Source organism: Rhizobium sp. 05N49 (assembly GCF_056396805.1).
The window spans coordinates 37,006-53,395 of sequence record NZ_JBFTME010000026.1; the positions used below are offsets into that span (position 1 = coordinate 37,006).

A 16,390-nucleotide genomic window follows, 5' to 3' on the forward strand; every position below is an offset into this window, starting at 1 on the left:
GGCTCAGACCTAGAAGACCTGGCGCAGGATCACGAACAGCAGGAAGGCGATCGCGATCGAGGCCGGCAGCGTCAGCACCCAGGCCATGATCATATTGCGCACGGTCGACCATTGCAGGCCCGACCCATTCGCAGCCATCGTGCCGGCAACGCCCGACGACAGCACATGCGTGGTCGAAACCGGCAGGCCGAGATGGTCCGCCGAGGCGATCGTCACCATGGCGACGACTTCCGCAGCAGCACCCTGTCCGTAGGTTAGATGCGTCTTGCCGATCTTTTCGCCAACGGTGACGACGATGCGCTTCCAGCCGACCATCGTGCCAAGGCCGAGAGCCAGCGCCACCGCGACCTTCACCCACAGCGGAATGAACTTCGTCGCATTGTCGACCGAGGCATGATAGGCGGTGACCGCCTTCAGATCGGTCGCGTCCATCGGCAGCAGCTTCTGCTTGTCGATGAGCTTCAGCGCCTCGCCGATCAGATAGATATCGTTGCGGATGTTGCCGACAAGATTTGTCGGAACGGCTTCCAGCGTCGGGAAGGCAGCCACTTCAGCGCTTGTGTGATGGATATATTCCTGCAGCGCCGGCGTGGTCGCATCCGTCCAGACCTTGTTCTTGACGGCATTGCTGATCTCGGCCTTGTAATCGCCAACAGTCACACCCGGCTTCACATACTTGCCGAGTGCCGTTTCCACCTGGGCCGAAGCCGACTTGTAGGCTTCGAGATAGTTGACGTCAGGCGTGCGGTTCAGCGCGAAGGCGGTCGGCACGAGACCGATGAGGATGAGCATGATGAGGCCCATGCCCTTCTGGCCGTCATTCGAGCCGTGGGCGAAGCTGACGCCCGTGCAGGTGAAGATCAGGATAGCGCGAATCCACAACGGCGGCGGCTGGTTGCCCTTCGGCTCCTGATAGAGTTCGGGCTTGCGAACGAGGAATTTCAGGACCAGCAGCAGAATGGCGGAGAGACCGAAGCCGATGAGCGGCGAGATCAGCAGCGACAGACCGATATTCGTCGCCTGCGACCAGTCCACACCACTGGTAGCGGACCCTGCCGGCGCCAGGAACTGGTTGGCGAGGCCGACGCCGATGATCGAGCCGACCAGTGTGTGCGAACTTGATGACGGCAGGCCGAGATACCAGGTGCCGAGGTTCCAGAGGATCGCCGCGATCAACAGTGCAAAGACCATCGCAAGACCGGACCCGGAACCGACCTGCAGGATAAGCTCGACCGGCAGCAGCGCCAGAATGCCGAAAGCGACGGCGCCGGTGGACGTCAGAACGCCGAGGAAATTGAAGAAACCCGACCAGATGACGGCAAACTCCGCCGGCATGGAGCGCGTGTAGATGACGGTTGCCACCGCATTCGCAGTATCGTGAAAACCGTTGACGAACTCGAAGCCAAGCGCGATCAACAGCGCAAGACCGAGAAGTAACCAGGGAACGGCAACTGCGGCAGTCAGATCACGGGCGAGGGCATAGGCGACATATCCGAGACCGCAAACAACAACGAGCCCGAACACCGGCAGAAACCATTTGCCGGAGGAGTTCGAGTGATGCAGCGGATGGGAAGCGTCGCTATGGCTGGGGGCAATATCGGCCATGGCATAGTTCCTTGTTCCATTTGCAAATTTGCCATTTGTTAATAAATCCGTAGCGTGAAACTCTCATGACGCGGCGATCCGCGCTTGGTCCTGGTCTGGCCCGAAATCGACAACCGAAAATCGCCTGCCCGGAAGGCAAAAGGCTTCCCACTCGGCGCAATGACGCTAAGTTCGCTCAACGTCACGCTTGCCGGGGAGCATCAAGCAACATGCCGTCAACCGATCTTCTCCTGACATTCAATGCCGGCTCCTCGACGGTGAAGATCGGCATTTTCGCCATCGAGGATGCGAGGGTGCGGCGGATCGGCAAGGGCGTAATCGATTTTCGCGCCGCGCCGCTGGCCTTCAGCCTGACCGAAGGCCCGAAGACTTTCGACATGCCCCTGAAAGCCGCGCTGACCGACGATCTGCATTCCGTCATCGACGAGACGTTCGAGCTGTTGGCGGACCACTTCGATATCGCCGCTGTCCGTGCGGCAGGCCACCGCGTCGTCCATGGCGGCGACCGCTTTACCGAAGCGATATCGCTCGACGATGCCGCAATCGACGCGATCGACGCACTGATCCCGCTCGCTCCCCTTCACCAGCCGCAGGCGCTACGCTTCATTCGCGCGCTCAGGCACTTGAGGCCGCATCTTGCCCAGACGGCCTCCTTCGATACCGCTTTTCACGCCACTCAGGCCGATCTCGTCCGCCGCTTCGCCATCCCTCGTGCACTTCATGAGGAAGGCATCAAGCGCTACGGTTTTCACGGTCTCTCCTACAAGTTCATTGCCGGTGAAGTGAACCGCAGGTTGTCGACCAAGCCGAGGATCGCCGCCGCCCATCTCGGCAGCGGTGCAAGCCTCTGCGCATTGGAAAAAGGTGTCAGCCGCGATTGCAGCATGGGCTTTTCGACGCTCGACGGCATTCCGATGGCGACACGGCCCGGCTGGCTCGACCCCGGCGTGATCCTGCATCTCCTACAGCAGAAGAAGCTGTCTGCCGATCAGGTGGAAGATATGCTCTATCATCGCGCCGGTCTGCTCGGCGTCTCCGGCATCAATGCCGATACGCGCGATCTTCTCGAGGACGGCCGTCCAGAGGCCCGAGAGGCGCTCGACCTTTTCACGTTGCGCATCGCCGGCGAAATCGGCCGCATGTCTGTGACGCTCGGCGGGCTCGACGCCATCGTCTTTACCGCTGGCATCGGCGAGCACCAGCCCCAGATTCGCGCCGCCGTCCTCCAGCGTCTCGCCTGGCTCGGCGTTACGGTTGATGACAAGGCAAACAGCGCCAACGGCTTCACAATCACGACACCCGCAAGCCGCATAACGGCGCATGTCATTGCCACGGACGAGGAACAGATCATCGCACAGGAGGCGCTCGCAATAGTTCGCTCCGGCTGATCCAGATCAAAGGCACGCGGGCGCTAGCAGCTAGAATTGACGTTGAACAAGTTTAAATGGGAGAATCCATGGAAAAGCATGTCTCGACTCCAGCAGTTCTGTCCGACGCCGAACTCACTCTCATCGACCGCTACTGGCGCGCAGCCAATTATCTCTCGGTCGGGCAGATCTATCTCCTCTCCAATCCTCTCCTACGCCAGCCCCTGGAACCAGAACATATCAAGCCCCGCCTGCTCGGCCACTGGGGTACGACGCCAGGTCTCAATTTCATCTATGCACATCTGAACCGCGTTATCCGCGCCCGCGATCTCGACATCATCTATATGTGCGGCCCCGGTCACGGCGGACCGGGCATGGTCGCCAATACCTATCTCGAAGGCATCTACAGCGAGATCTATCCCCATATCGCCGAGACCGAGGACGGCATGCGCAAGCTCTTCCGCCAGTTTTCCTTCCCCGGCGGCATCCCGAGCCACGCAGCACCGGAAACGCCGGGCTCCATTCATGAGGGCGGCGAACTCGGTTATGCACTCGTTCACGCGTATGGCGCCGCCTTCGATAATCCCGATCTGGTCGTCGCCTGCGTTATCGGTGACGGTGAGGCCGAAACCGGCCCGCTTGCAGCAAGCTGGCACTCCAACAAATTCCTGAATCCTGCCCGCGACGGCGCTGTTCTGCCGATCCTGCACCTGAACGGCTACAAGATTGCCAACCCGACCATCCTCGGCCGTGCGAGTGACGATGACCTGGCACATTTGTTCGAGGGCTATGGCTATGAGCCCTTCTTCGTCGAAGGCCATGAGCCTGCAAAGATGCATCAGCAGATGGCGGCAACCTTCGAGAAAGTCTTCGATCGTATCCGCGCCATTCAGAAACAAGCCCGTGACGGTAAGGCGCCAYAGGCCTGCCCGCGCTGGCCAATGATCGTACTGCGCAGCCCCAAGGGCTGGACCGGACCGAAAGAGGTGGACGGTAAGAAAGTCGAAGGTTTCTGGCGCGCCCATCAGGTGCCGGTCTCCAATTGCCGCGACGACGACGGGCACCGGAAAATCCTCGAAGACTGGATGCGCAGCTATCATCCGGAAGACCTCTTCGATACTTCCGGTAGACTGAAGCCGGAATTGCGGGCACTCGCCCCGTCAGGCCAGCGTCGCATGGGCGCCAACCCGCACGCCAATGGCGGTATTCTGCGCAAGGAGCTGAATGCTCCCGATATCCGCGCCTATGAAGTAAACGTGGAAAAGCGCGGTGATAGCATGGTGCAATCCACCGAAATCCTCGGACACTACCTGCGTGACACGCTGAAACTCAACGAAGCCAATGCGAATTTCCGCATCTTCGGCCCTGACGAAACGGAATCGAACCGCCTCGGCAGCGTCTTCGAAGTCACCGATCGTGTATGGATGGAAGAAATCGAACCTTATGACGTCAGCCTCTCCAGGGACGGCCGTGTCATGGAAGTGCTGAGCGAGCATCTTTGCCAGGGATGGCTGGAGGGCTACCTGCTGACCGGCCGGCACGGCCTGTTCTCCTGCTACGAGGCCTTCATCCACATCATAGATTCCATGTTCAACCAGCACGCCAAATGGCTGAAGGTCACCCGCGAACTGGAGTGGAGAAAGCCGATTTCCTCGCTGAACTATCTGCTGACCTCCCATGTCTGGAGGCAGGATCACAACGGCTTTTCGCATCAGGACCCCGGCTTCGTCGACCTCGTCGCCAACAAGAAGGCCGACATCGTCCGTATCTACCTGCCGCCGGATGCCAACACCCTGCTCTGGGTCGGCGACCATTGCCTGAAAACCTATGACCGCATCAACGTCATCGTCGCTGGCAAGCAGCCGGAGCCACAATGGCTGACGATGGACGAGGCGGTAAAACACTGCGAGACCGGCATCGGCATCTGGGATTGGGCAAGTCATGAAGACGATACGGTGGCGCCCGACGTCATCATGGCCTGCGCCGGCGACGTCCCGACCATGGAGACGCTCGCCGCCGTCGATCTGCTGCACCAGCATATTCCGGAGCTTAAGATCCGCACCGTCAACGTCGTAGACCTGCTCGCTCTGCAATCAAAGGATCAGCATCCACACGGCCTTACGGACGAAGCCTTCGACGCGATCTTTACGTCGGACAGGCCGGTGATCTTCGCCTATCACGGTTATCCCTATCTCATCCATCGGCTGACCTATAAGCGCACCAACCATCGCAATATCCATGTGCGCGGTTTCATCGAGGAAGGCACGACCACCACGCCGTTCGACATGACGGTGCTCAACGAACTTGACCGCTTCCACCTTGCCATCGAGGTGATCGAACGTGTGCCGGGCCTGAAGGAGAAAGTGCCAGAAGCGCTGGAGAGCCTGCGAGCCAAGCTCGTCGAGCACCATGCCTATGTCCGGGAATATGGTGAGGACATGCCCGACGTGCGCAACTGGAAATGGCCCGCAGCCTGAGACGAGGTCAGCGGATATGAAGAGGGCCGCGCAGAAAACGCGCAGCCCTTCCCCAGCCGTTGAGCAAGATCACAATTTACTGTCCGTTCTGCGTACCGCTCGGCGTCGTCACGCCCGTCGGACCGCCGCCGCTGCCGTCAGGTGTCGGATCGCGGTCTGTGGCTTCCGGCGGCTTGATGGAGCCGGTTGCCGGATTATTGTCGAACGTGCCCTGGCCCGAGGGCTGTGCGTTGATCGGGTCCTGGGTCGTCGATGCGGTCGAAGCCGGTTCATTGGTCGAACCTGGCCAGATGGCAAAACTTGCCGCAGCAATCAGAATGACCAGAATGCCGGCGGCGAGCACGCCCCAGAGCGAGACGCTACGCCGCTCATCGGCAAGCGTTTTTTCCTCTTCATAGGAGGCCTGCCCGAGTGGCATGCCGGTGTTCTCATCCACAATTCGGTTCTTTTCGTCTCCATATTGGGTCATCTCTTGATCCTCCAATCTGTAACGTAGAAACCAAATCGGCGGGAAGTTGTTCCATCGAGCCGGTTTTCTCGATCCGAGCGGCCCGCGATAGACATTTGTTTTCTTGACTGGCCGGCACTTGCCCAACATCATCCATGACGTCAAATCAGGAGTGATCCATGGCATTCGACGGCCGCCTTCTTTCCGGTGTCAGCACGCTTGCCGCGGTGGTCGAAAGCGGCAGCTTCGTCAAGGCGGCGGACGCGCTCGGCCTTTCGGCCTCCGGCGTCAGCCGTGCGATATCGAGGCTGGAGGCACGTGTCGGTGTGCGCCTGCTCGACCGCACCACCCGCTCGGTGAGACTGACGGATGAAGGCGCACGTTTCTACGAACAGGTCGCTCCGCATCTGGATGGCATCGAAGAAGCCGCCACACGTGCCTCCGGCGCCTTGTCGACCGTCCGCGGGCGCCTGCGTGTCGATGTCGATCCAATCTTTTCCCGCATGGTGCTGGCGCCACACCTGAAGCAGTTTATGACCCGCTATCCGGCGCTGGAACTCGAATTGACAACCCGCGACCTGATGAGCGATCTTGTCGCCGACGGTATCGATCTCGCCATTCGCTTCGGCCAGCAGCCGAGTTCCTCGCGCATCGCCCGCAAGCTGATGGAAACCCGTGTATTGACGGTCGCAACCCCTGCCTATCTCGCTGAACACGGCACACCAAAGACACCTGCCGAAATCGCCGGCCACCTCTGCATTCAGTTTCGCGATCCGCTGACGGGCCGAACCTTCGGCTGGGAACTGCACAGGGGCAAGAAGATCGTGCCGCTCGACGCCCGTGGTCCGCTTCTGATGAGTGATGCCGGCACCATGCTTGATGCCTGCCTCGCGGGCGCCGGCATCGCCCAGGTTCTCGCCCTCAGCGTCAAGGATCTGCTTGCAGAGGGACGTCTTGTCGAACTCTATCCGGACTGGCCGGGCGAGACTTTCCCGCTTTATGCCGTCCATCCATCCCGGCATCACGTGCCGGCCAAGGTCAACGCTTTTATCGAATTCTGCCTCGAAGTTATCAGCCGTTAGATGCGCAACCTCGAAAGTTGGTGACAACCTTCTGCCCCATATTCCGCACCTCCCGCGACCTACGCTATGAAATTCCCCGACCGGAAACACCGCCGAGGAAAGCCATGAAGGGTTTCGCCGCCAACCTCACTGCCTCCCGCCTGGAGGAAATGCTTGCCTTCTATATGGCCCCGGAGGCTGGCAGCCGCGAAGAAGCCGACGAGCGCCGCGAAAACAGCGGATCATCCGCAAAGAAGGCCGATTACATTGCCGAGCGCTCAGCACCCCTTCCCGCGCTGACGGAAAACTGAGCCGCTACTTTACGACCAGAACCGGAATACCGGCCTCGGACAGCACCTCGGATGTCTGGCTGCCGAGCATGAGCCGCGAGATCCCCCGACGGCCATGCGAAGAAATGACGATCAGGCCGCAGCCCTGCTCTGCCGCCGTTTCCAGGATTGCGGCGGCTGGCGACAGGTGCACCTTGCTGATAAAGTCGGCGATGACGCCGGCATTCCTGGCCTTTTCGCCGATGATCTTTTCCAGGTCCTCGATTTCTTTCCGGCGGCCCTCGTTATAGCTGTCCATCGCTTCCGCTTGCACGATCCCCTGCAGCGCAAAACCGGTCAGCGGCACGATGACGCTGATGACCGTCACGGGAAGGTTGAGCGCCTTGGCAAGCGCAAGACCATGATCGACACCCCGGGCGGAAAGTTCCGAGCCGTCGGTGGGCAGCAATATGCGATTGTACATGGGAGATCCGTTCTGATGGCTGAATTCAAATAAGGCAGGAATTCAACCACAATCGTAATCCCGCGCCTTGACGCAGGTCAACGCCGGACTGAGACGGCGGATTTCTAAAGCACCTCACTCAATTCCAGAGGAAGTCCTCGCTTTCAATACGGGAAGCAAGCTTGAGCGTGCCGTCTGGCTGAACGACATAACGCTCGAATTGCCGAAGGCCGAAGTCGCCGAGGAAAGTATGTTTGATCACGGTGCCGGGCTTGTAAGGCGAGTGAATAACCTTGCCACCGTAGGTCAGACTACCGGGAATAGGCTGATCCTCCGTCGTCGTACTACAGCCGGCGGCGAGGAGAAGCATTGCGACAATAGCGTATTTCATGGTGGATCCCCGGGCAACGATATGCCGTGAGGCACCATTATACCGGTTACGCAACCCGCGCGCATCGACTGTTTTCTGTCGTTGATAAAGATGGTAGCGGGGGGCGGAATTGAACCGCCGACCTCAGGGTTATGAATCCTGCGCTCTCACCAACTGAGCTACCCAGCCATTATTCAAACGAGCCTTTCGCGAAGCGCTCAGCCCGTCGGATGAGCGGCTTATTAAGAGCGTAGCAGCTTTGTGTCAAGCATATGATGGAGAAAAAGGCCGTGCCGCCGCATCGCCTTTCCCCGGGAATTTTACGCGGCCGCCGGCTGGCTCAAAAGCGCCTTCAGCGAGGCCTCTGCATCGGGCTCGCGCTCGGAACGTTCGATGAAGCCGCCGCCGAAGACGCGGGCGTCGTCGCCGGCAGCCGAATAGAGCGCACAGGCCTGGCCCGGCGCAATACCCGCTTCGCCGACCGTCAGGTCGACATAGGTGCCGCTCGCATCCATGTGCAGCACAGCCGGCGCCGGGGCGCGGGTCGAGCGAACCTTGGCATAGCAGGCAAAGCCTTCGCCTGACGTTGCAACCTGAAGCGTCTCGTCGCCCAGCCAGTTGACATCGCGCAGATAGACGCGGTGCGTCTCGAGCGCCTCCTTCGGGCCGACAATGACGCGGCGCGAGCGGGCGTCGAGATAGACGACATAGAGCGGCTCGCCGGTAGCAATGCCGATGCCGCGCCGCTGGCCGATCGTGTAATGCAGGATGCCCTCGTGCTGGCCGAGGATGCGGCCGTCGAGATGGACGATATCGCCGGCCAAAGCCGAATTCGGCTTCAGCTTGGTGATGATGTCGGAATATTTGCCCTGCGGCACGAAACAGATGTCCTGGCTGTCGGCCTTCTTGGCGACGACGAGCCCCATATCTTCGGCCAGCCGGCGGGTCTCTGCCTTCGGCAGCCCACCAAGGGGAAAACGCAGATAGTCGATCTGTTCCTGTGTCGTCGCGAAGAGGAAATAGCTCTGGTCGCGATCGGCATCGGCCGGTCGGTAGAGTGCGCGGCGGCCGGGATTGCAGGACGACGGATTTAGACGCGAGCGGATATAATGGCCGGTCGCCAGCGCGTCGGCGCCAAGCTCCTTGGCAGTCGCCAGGAGGTCGGCGAACTTGACGGTCTGGTTACAGGCAACGCAGGGGATCGGCGTCTCGCCTGCAACATAGCTTTCCGCAAAGGGATTGATGACGGTTTCGCGGAACCGCTTCTCATAGTCGAGCACGTAATGCGGAATACCGAGCGTTTCGCAGACACGGCGGGCATCGTCGATATCCTGGCCCGCGCAGCAGGAGCCGGCGCGGTGGACCGCAGCGCCATGGTCGTAAAGCTGCAGCGTAATACCCAGAACATCATATCCCTGGCGTTTGAGAAGCCCGGCCACGACGGAACTGTCAACGCCGCCAGACATGGCGACGACGACACGGGTGTCTTCCGGCTTCTTGTCAAAATCCAGTGTGTTCACGGGTGCTGCCAAATTCTGTGCTGTTTCGATCCGCCTTTCTCACGTCGGAATGTGGCGGATTTCCTGTATTTCCGGCGGGATCGGCCGCTGCCTGCATGGGCGACGGATATAGAAACTATTGGGCTCCGACGCAAGACCCGGCTTTTCCGGCGCTTCCGATGGCGTCATGCGCGGGTCATGCATTGCAGCTATTCGCAATCAACCTTTGATAGACCGCATTTCATCCCGTAGATGAAATGACCCACCTCTTTAAGATTCGGATAAATGACAGCCGCCTCCACCACGCTTCGTGGCGTCCTAGTCGCATTCGCGGCCTATGCCGTCTTTGCCTTCAGCGATGCATCCATCAAGGCCCTGCACGGCACGGTTCCTTCCTTCCAGGTCGCCTTCACAGGCGCGATCCTTAGCATTACCGCGCTGCCTTTCATCAAGGGACCGAGCGATTCATGGCTCGACATTTTCAGGACGACGAACCGGCCGCTCTGGATGGTGCGCTTTGCCGCGGGCGCGATCGGCGCGATCGCCTCTATCATCACCTTTACCAAGCTGCCGATGGCCGAGGCCTTCTGCCTGCTTTTCCTGCTCCCCTCCTTCGTCACCATTCTCTCGGTCATCTTCCTGAAAGAGGATGTGCGCTGGCAGCGTTGGGCGGCCGTCATCGTCGGTTTTCTGGGTGTGCTCGTGGTTCTGAGGCCCGGTTTCCGCGAATTGTCGATTGGTCATCTGGCGGCGACGATCGGCGCGATCAGCGCTGCCATCGCCATCGTTATCCTGCGCAAGCTCGGTCCGGCTGAAAAACGCCTCTCGCTGTTTGGCGCGTCGCTGCTGGGCACCCTTGTCGTCAGCGGCTTGCTCATGCTTTCTGAGGTGGTGGCACCAAGCCCGCAGCAATGGCTGTTTCTCGCAAGCTACGGCGTGCTGGGGGCCGCCGGCAACGTCATGCTGATGACAGCAGCAAGGCTTGCTCCGGCAACCCTGGTGGCGACGCCGCAATATAGCCAGATGATCTGGGCGATTGCCTTCGGCTATCTTTTCTTCAATGACAGCGTCGATCTGCCGATGGCTTTCGGCATCGTGCTTATCATCTGCTCCGGTCTGCTGACACTGATCCGCGAACGCAAGCGCCGTGTGCCCCTGCCAGCCGCCGTCGCTTCGGGCGATGCACAGTCGCCGATCGCCACGACACCGGTAGAAGGCGATGCGGGAGCGCCGAAGCGGTAGATCTATTCTGCCGCTTCTCGCCGGTCTCGCGCCGTCGGCTCGTTCATGACAGCGCGCATGTGCGGCAAGGCCGCCGGATATTCGCGCTGGATGAAATCGATCAGCTTCTCGCGCACTTCGCAGCGCAGATCGAAGGTGCGGCCGGAATTCGATGCCGAGACGAGAATGCGGATTTCCATCACCGCCTCGCGGAAATCCGTCACAGCAATGTTGACGACGCGGCGATCCCATAGCGGCGAGTCCTTCGCGATCTCCTCGACCTTCCTGCGGATCACTTCCAGCGGCACGCTGTAATCCAGATAGATCATGACGGTGCCGATCAGCGCCGAGCTTTCGCGCGTCCAGTTCTGGAACGGGTTCTCGATGAAATAGCTGAGCGGCAGGATCAATCGTCGCCAGTCCCACAATTGCACGACGACGTAAGTGGAGGTGATCTCTTCCACCTTGCCCCATTCTCCTTCGACCAAAAGTGCGTCGTCGATACGGATTGGCTGAGTGATGGCAAGCTGGATGCCCGCAAACAGGTTTTTCAGCACGGGCTGCAGCGCAAGGCCGATGACGATACCGGCCACGCCGGCAGACGCGAGCAGGCTGACGCCATATTGCCGGACGGCATCGAAGGTCATCATGCAGGCCGATATTGCCACCACGACGATGAGGAGATCGGCAATACGCTCCATGATGCGCGTCTGCGTCACATGCTTGCGCGCCAGAAGATTGTCCTCGGCATCGAGCTTGAAGCGGCGGAGATAAACCGTCATCCAGATATGCTTGACGATCTTCGCCATCCAGGCGACGAGCACGATGAAGAAGATCAAGAGGGTATGGCGCACGGTCGCCGACTGCAGATCCGTCAGCGGCGCAATTGTCGCGCCGAAGGAAAGTGCTGCCACCAGCATGGCAAGCCGCACGACCCGTTTCAGGCGCGAGACGAGCGAGCGCCATAATAGATCCCGGCCCTCGACCAGCCGTGTCAGCAGCCGGAAGAGGAGGCGATGCGCAAAGAGCGTGACCGATATGACCACTGCAAAGATGATGGCGCTTGCAAGCCAGTCCGGCAGCCAGATGCCTTCTGCGCGAATATCGTCCAGGAATTCCGTCATGCGCTCGCAGTTAGGGTGCGATGCAGCATGGGAAAGGGAAAGCCATCAAAAAAGACGCAGCCGAAGCTGCGCCTTCAGGTAAGAGGTGGGTGCTATCGGCTCATGTGCCGATCAATTTGTTGCAGGCAAGTGCGATGCCCGGATTGGCGATGATGGCAGTCACGATCGCCAGACCGATCATCGAGAACGTGTAGCGTTTCATCTGCATCCTCCTTCTCCAGCCCGTGGGAGAGTATGCAATGCTGACCAGAATTCTCAAAATAACGAATGATTGAGGCAGTTCCATCAGCGCGCCGGCTATCAGCTCTCCAAGCTCGGATCGACGAAGAGAGAGCCATTATAGGCGCCGCGGCTTGTGCGGACGACAACGACAACCCAGACAGCAGCGAGGGCTACGACCAGAACCTCCCCGAACACGGTCAGCGCCAGCAATGGGAAGATACTGGAAAGCCGCAGCGTCGCGACGGCATAGACGCCGATCGGGAAAGTATAACCCCACCAGCCGAGGTTGAAGGGCAAGCCCCGCCGCAGGTGGTTGATGGTGATGGCGACCGCCAGGCCGAGCCACCACAGGCCATAGCCCCAAAGCAGGAGAGCACCAAGCAAAGCCGCACCCGAAATCGCCGGAGCTAGCTGACCAAGGCCGCTGGCGACAAGAGCCTGCCCGCCATTGGCAGAAAACAGTGCAAGACCAAGCGCTCCCGTGCCAACGGGGCCTAGGGCCAGAAAGCTCGTCGCTGCCATGCTGGCCGGCGGCAGTTTGTGCAGAGCCATCCGCAGAAAGAGGATGACGAGAATGCCGAGCGCCAAAGGCACCGAACACGACCAGAGCATGAAGCTTACAAAAAGCACCGGAAGCTGCGCGCCCTCGGCAAGATGCGGCACCAATAATCCGCCGCTTGCAGCGGCGACCTCGGAGGCAACGATCGGCAACAGCCAGATGGCGCTCATATGCTCGATTGCATGCTGCTGCCGCGTGAACATGACCAACGGAATGGCAAGGCCCGCCAGAACCGCGAGCGCCGCATCGGCCCACCACAGATGCGCAGCGATGGTAATAGCAGTATCGCCGAACAGGGATGGCCCGAAGATCAGGAAGCCGTTGACGATGGTCGCAAGCCCCATGGGAATGCAGCCAAAGAACATCGAGACGACAGGATGATCGAAGGCCCTGAGCGCAGCACCGGGATGCAGTAGCCACTTGCCGCCGTAAACAGAGGTCAGCACTGCAAACAAGGCGATATTTGCAAGCCAAAGCGCCTCGCCTGCCGTGTGCAGCGCCGGCACGCCGGGAAACTGGGCGAGACAAACAGCAAGAATGCCGGTCCCCATTGTCGTTGCAAACCAGTTGGGCGTGAAGTGGCGCAGAATCCGCCCCCGGGTATGAACGGTCGGCACGGACTGAGAAAACTGAAGGACGGTCATGGCGAATTCCTTTCGTTGACCGCTTTCATATCGCCGCAAAATAATCGATTCCAACGATTTATCTTTGTCATTCCATTCGATAAAATCGAATAATCGATGGAGGCAACATGACATTGGAACAGCTGAGAATATTCACCGAAGTGGCAGCGCGACAGCACATCACGAAAGCAGCTGCCCATCTGAATATGACCCAGTCGGCCGTCAGCGCGGCGATCACAGCCTTGGAGACAAGACATGGAGTGACACTTTTTGACCGCGTCGGCCGCTCGATCGTTTTGAACAGGACCGGCCAATTGTTTCTGAAGGAAGCGCAGGCCGTCCTCGCCAGCGCCAGAGCAGCGGAAGCAGCACTTATGGACCTCTCAGGGCTGATGCATGGCGAGCTGTCACTTATGGCGAGCCAGACGATCGGCGGTTATTGGCTCTCACCACGGCTTGCTGCATTCCGGCGAAACTATCCGGGTATCGAGCTGACAATAYGCATCGGCAATACTGCCGAAGTGTCGGATGCCGTTGCACATGGCGAGGTGGAACTCGGCCTCATCGAGTGGCCAAACGAACGGCGGGGCATATCCGCAAGGCAAGTTGCACTGGATGAGATGATCGTCGTCGTTGCTCCAGATCACCCTTGGGCGGACGGCAGACCACGCAGCCCGATCGATTTTCCACAAGCGCAGTGGGTCTTGCGCGAACGGGGCTCGGGCACCCGCCTTGCCTTCGAAAGCCTTTTGCAGAAGGCCGGTCTCGATATCGATGCGCTTGATGTGGCAATGGTCCTTCCGGAGAACGAACCACTTGTCGGTATTGTCGAAGCCGGCATCGGCGCGACGCTGATGTCGCGCAGCGTCGTTGCGATGAAGCTGGAAAACGGGTTGCTCACCGAGGTGAACATCCCGCCTTTGCCCCGCCCCTTCTTCCTGCTGCGGCACGAGGAGCGCTATCGCAGCAAGGCGGCAGATGCTTTTGACGCGATGATCTCAGGCTGATGCTTTCTTCAACTGACGGCCGTAAATCAGCGCCTCGACTTCACGCTGGGGCATGGGTCTGCCGAGAAGATATCCCTGCACTTCACCGAAACCTTCGGCCCTGAGCTTTTTCAGCTGTTCCTCGGTTTCGATACCCTCGGCAAGTGTAACCGCGTTGAAGYCGGAGCCGATACCGGCGACGGCCCGCACGATGGCAAGATTGCCGGGGTCGGTCTCTATCCCGGAAACAAAGCTGCGATCGAGCTTGATCTTGTCGAAGGGGAAGGCCCGCAAGTAGCTGAGTGAAGAATAGCCCGTGCCGAAATCGTCGATCGCGATGCGAACGCCGAGTTCCTTCAGCGCCCGAAGCAGCGGCAGGCTCTGTGCCACATCAGCCAGGAAGACGGATTCGGTGATCTCGATTTCCAGCCGCTCGGGGCGAAGTCCGGTCTCATCGAGCGCGCCGACAATGCTCGAGAACAGACTTGCGTGGCGAAACTGGCTAACGGAGAGATTGACCGCAATCTTCAGATGGTCCGGCCATGTGACAGCTACGCGGCACGCCTCGCGCAGGACCCAGTCTCCGATCGGAACGATAAGCCCCGTCTCTTCGGCAAGCGGAATGAATTCCATCGGCGCCACAATGCCACGCACCGGATGCCTCCAGCGGATCAGCGCCTCGAAGCCGCCGATGCCGTCATCCTCGAGCTGGACGATGGGCTGGTAGTAAAGCTCGAACTGTCCGTATTCCAGCGCGTCGCGCAATTCGCCAGTCAGATGATGCCGGCGCTCTGCCTCGAGCCGCATGGCAGGCTCATAGAAGCGGTAGGTTGAGCGCCCGCTTTCCTTGGCGGCATAAAGCGCGAGGTCGGCATGGCGCATCAGCACATCGGCTTCGCCGGCATCGACTGGTGCCAACGCAATGCCGATGCTGCAGGTGACATGCTCCCGTGCGCCGTCGAGATCGAAGGCTTTCGCAAGCGACTTGAGCAGCAGATCGGCAAAACGCTCTGCCCGGCCGGCTTCGACAAGCTGCAGCACGACTGCGAATTCGTCACCGCCGAGACGCGCAACGAGGTCGCCTTCATCGGCCAGCGCCAGCAGACGCTCCGCCACCTGGCACAGCAGAGCATCGCCAGCGGCATGGCCCTTGCTGTCATTGATCGTCTTGAAATGGTCGACATCGATGTAGAGCAGCGCCACCGGCTTTTCGGTGGAAGCGGTAGTGGTTTGCTTGCGGATATGCTTGGAGAAGGCGGCGCGGTTCGGCAGGCGCGTCAGCGAGTCATGCGTGGCAAGATGTGCAAGCTTAGCCTCCACCGCACGCTCTTCGGTCACATCGTGAGAAATGCCGAGCAGATAGCGCGGCTCCTTGCCCTCTGGCGCCGGCAGCACGCGCTTCACGGTGCGAAGGATTCGCTTGCCGCCATCGGCCCGCTCCATCGTCTCCTCGAAGCTGATCGTCGTACCGGCGGCGAACGCCTCGTGATCCTGCTCGCGGAAGACGACAGTCTGCTCAAAGGGGAAGAAATCCCGATCCACCCGTCCAACCACGTCTCCGGCACGAAAGCCCATGATATCGCCGCACGCCTCGTTCAGCAGGATGTAGCGGCCATCCTCTTCCATATCCTTCACGAAGACGCCGACCGGCAGGTTGTCGACGATGCTGTCCAGCAGCGAGCGTGCACTGGTTATCTGGCGCTGTGCGGCATTGACCTCGGTACGATCTTGCACGATCGCCAGGATTGCAGCCTTTCCTTCGAAACGTACTTCCCGGCCGTATGTCAGAACCTCGATAGCTTCGCCATTGGCCTTCAGATGTGTCCAGCGCTCGGCCCTCTCCATGTCGGTACGCTCATGGATGGCGCTAAGCATCCGCTCCCGTTCGGCAGCCGGGCGGATATCGAGCACGGTCATGCCTTCATAGTCCTCGACGCTGTAGCCATAGAGCACGAGCGCCGCGTCATTGACGATCAGGAAGCGCAGCGTATCCGGATCGTAGACCCACATAGGAGAGGGATGCGTGGCAAACAGCGAACGGAAATCATCAACAAGAGCTTCGGGCTGCCCGGAATTCGTCTGAAACGAGGCCATCG

The 16,390-nt window shown here is 60.0% G+C and carries 14 protein-coding genes and 1 tRNA gene; 6 read left to right on the plus strand and 9 right to left on the minus strand.

Annotated elements, in window-relative coordinates:
- Positions 1 to 9 precede the first annotated feature (9 nt).
- Positions 10 to 1,605 carry an inorganic phosphate transporter gene (locus tag AC1DF8_RS32045; protein WP_478156647.1) on the minus strand — a complete coding sequence of 532 codons (1,596 nt, stop codon included), beginning with the start codon at positions 1,603 to 1,605 and terminating at the stop codon, positions 10 to 12.
- Positions 1,606 to 1,814: 209 nt separating this feature from the next.
- Here AC1DF8_RS32045 and AC1DF8_RS32050 point away from each other — a divergent pair, with 209 nt between their 5' ends.
- Both AC1DF8_RS32050 and AC1DF8_RS32055 read left to right on the plus strand, forming a co-directional pair.
- On the plus strand, positions 1,815 to 2,993 hold the full coding sequence (locus tag AC1DF8_RS32050; RefSeq protein ID WP_478156649.1) for an acetate/propionate family kinase: 1,179 nt from the start codon (positions 1,815 to 1,817) through the stop codon (positions 2,991 to 2,993).
- A gap of 68 nt (positions 2,994 to 3,061) precedes the next feature.
- Positions 3,062 to 5,449 (plus strand): phosphoketolase family protein, encoded by a 2,388-nt coding sequence (locus tag AC1DF8_RS32055; RefSeq protein WP_478156651.1) that lies wholly within the window; start codon positions 3,062 to 3,064, stop codon positions 5,447 to 5,449.
- 76 nt (positions 5,450 to 5,525) lie between these two features.
- On the opposite strand, the gene AC1DF8_RS32060 is transcribed toward AC1DF8_RS32055, so the two are convergent.
- Complete coding sequence (locus AC1DF8_RS32060) at positions 5,526 to 5,918, minus strand: hypothetical protein (protein ID WP_246715791.1); 393 nt, start codon at positions 5,916 to 5,918, stop codon at positions 5,526 to 5,528.
- A 158-nt stretch (positions 5,919 to 6,076) separates the two neighbouring features.
- Here AC1DF8_RS32060 and AC1DF8_RS32065 point away from each other — a divergent pair, with 158 nt between their 5' ends.
- Entirely contained in the window at positions 6,077 to 6,979 is a 903-nt protein-coding gene (locus tag AC1DF8_RS32065; RefSeq protein ID WP_478156653.1) for a LysR family transcriptional regulator, read from the plus strand.
- 104 nt (positions 6,980 to 7,083) lie between these two features.
- Positions 7,084 to 7,269 (plus strand): hypothetical protein, encoded by a 186-nt coding sequence (locus tag AC1DF8_RS32070; RefSeq protein WP_113017221.1) that lies wholly within the window; start codon positions 7,084 to 7,086, stop codon positions 7,267 to 7,269.
- Positions 7,270 to 7,273: 4 nt separating this feature from the next.
- Here AC1DF8_RS32070 and AC1DF8_RS32075 read toward each other — a convergent pair whose 3' ends face one another.
- The 4 genes from AC1DF8_RS32075 to mnmA all read right to left on the minus strand — a co-directional run bounded on the left by AC1DF8_RS32075 (position 7,274) and on the right by mnmA (position 9,580).
- A complete protein-coding gene (locus tag AC1DF8_RS32075) occupies positions 7,274 to 7,711 on the minus strand; it encodes a universal stress protein (protein WP_478156655.1) in 438 nt (145 codons plus the stop codon).
- Positions 7,712 to 7,829: 118 nt separating this feature from the next.
- Positions 7,830 to 8,081 (minus strand): hypothetical protein, encoded by a 252-nt coding sequence (locus AC1DF8_RS32080; RefSeq protein WP_112972078.1) that lies wholly within the window; start codon positions 8,079 to 8,081, stop codon positions 7,830 to 7,832.
- Positions 8,082 to 8,172: 91 nt separating this feature from the next.
- Positions 8,173 to 8,249 (minus strand) — tRNA-Met (locus tag AC1DF8_RS32085).
- A 131-nt stretch (positions 8,250 to 8,380) separates the two neighbouring features.
- A complete protein-coding gene (gene mnmA, locus AC1DF8_RS32090) occupies positions 8,381 to 9,580 on the minus strand; it encodes a tRNA 2-thiouridine(34) synthase MnmA (protein WP_478156657.1) in 1,200 nt (399 codons plus the stop codon).
- A 264-nt stretch (positions 9,581 to 9,844) separates the two neighbouring features.
- On the opposite strand from mnmA, the gene AC1DF8_RS32095 reads away from it, so the two are divergent.
- Entirely contained in the window at positions 9,845 to 10,801 is a 957-nt protein-coding gene (locus AC1DF8_RS32095) for a DMT family transporter (protein WP_478156659.1), read from the plus strand.
- Positions 10,802 to 10,803: 2 nt separating this feature from the next.
- Here AC1DF8_RS32095 and AC1DF8_RS32100 read toward each other — a convergent pair whose 3' ends face one another.
- Complete coding sequence (locus AC1DF8_RS32100) at positions 10,804 to 11,904, minus strand: mechanosensitive ion channel family protein (RefSeq protein WP_478156661.1); 1,101 nt, start codon at positions 11,902 to 11,904, stop codon at positions 10,804 to 10,806.
- A gap of 300 nt (positions 11,905 to 12,204) precedes the next feature.
- Complete coding sequence (locus AC1DF8_RS32105) at positions 12,205 to 13,329, minus strand: TDT family transporter (protein ID WP_478156663.1); 1,125 nt, start codon at positions 13,327 to 13,329, stop codon at positions 12,205 to 12,207.
- A gap of 107 nt (positions 13,330 to 13,436) precedes the next feature.
- Here AC1DF8_RS32105 and AC1DF8_RS32110 point away from each other — a divergent pair, with 107 nt between their 5' ends.
- A complete protein-coding gene (locus AC1DF8_RS32110) occupies positions 13,437 to 14,315 on the plus strand; it encodes a LysR substrate-binding domain-containing protein (RefSeq protein ID WP_478156665.1) in 879 nt (292 codons plus the stop codon).
- Here the strand turns inward: AC1DF8_RS32110 and AC1DF8_RS32115 are convergent.
- Positions 14,307 to 16,388 (minus strand): putative bifunctional diguanylate cyclase/phosphodiesterase, encoded by a 2,082-nt coding sequence (locus AC1DF8_RS32115; protein WP_478156667.1) that lies wholly within the window; start codon positions 16,386 to 16,388, stop codon positions 14,307 to 14,309. The two genes, AC1DF8_RS32110 and AC1DF8_RS32115, sit on opposite strands and share 9 nt — an antisense overlap.
- Positions 16,389 to 16,390: the final 2 nt, after the last annotated feature.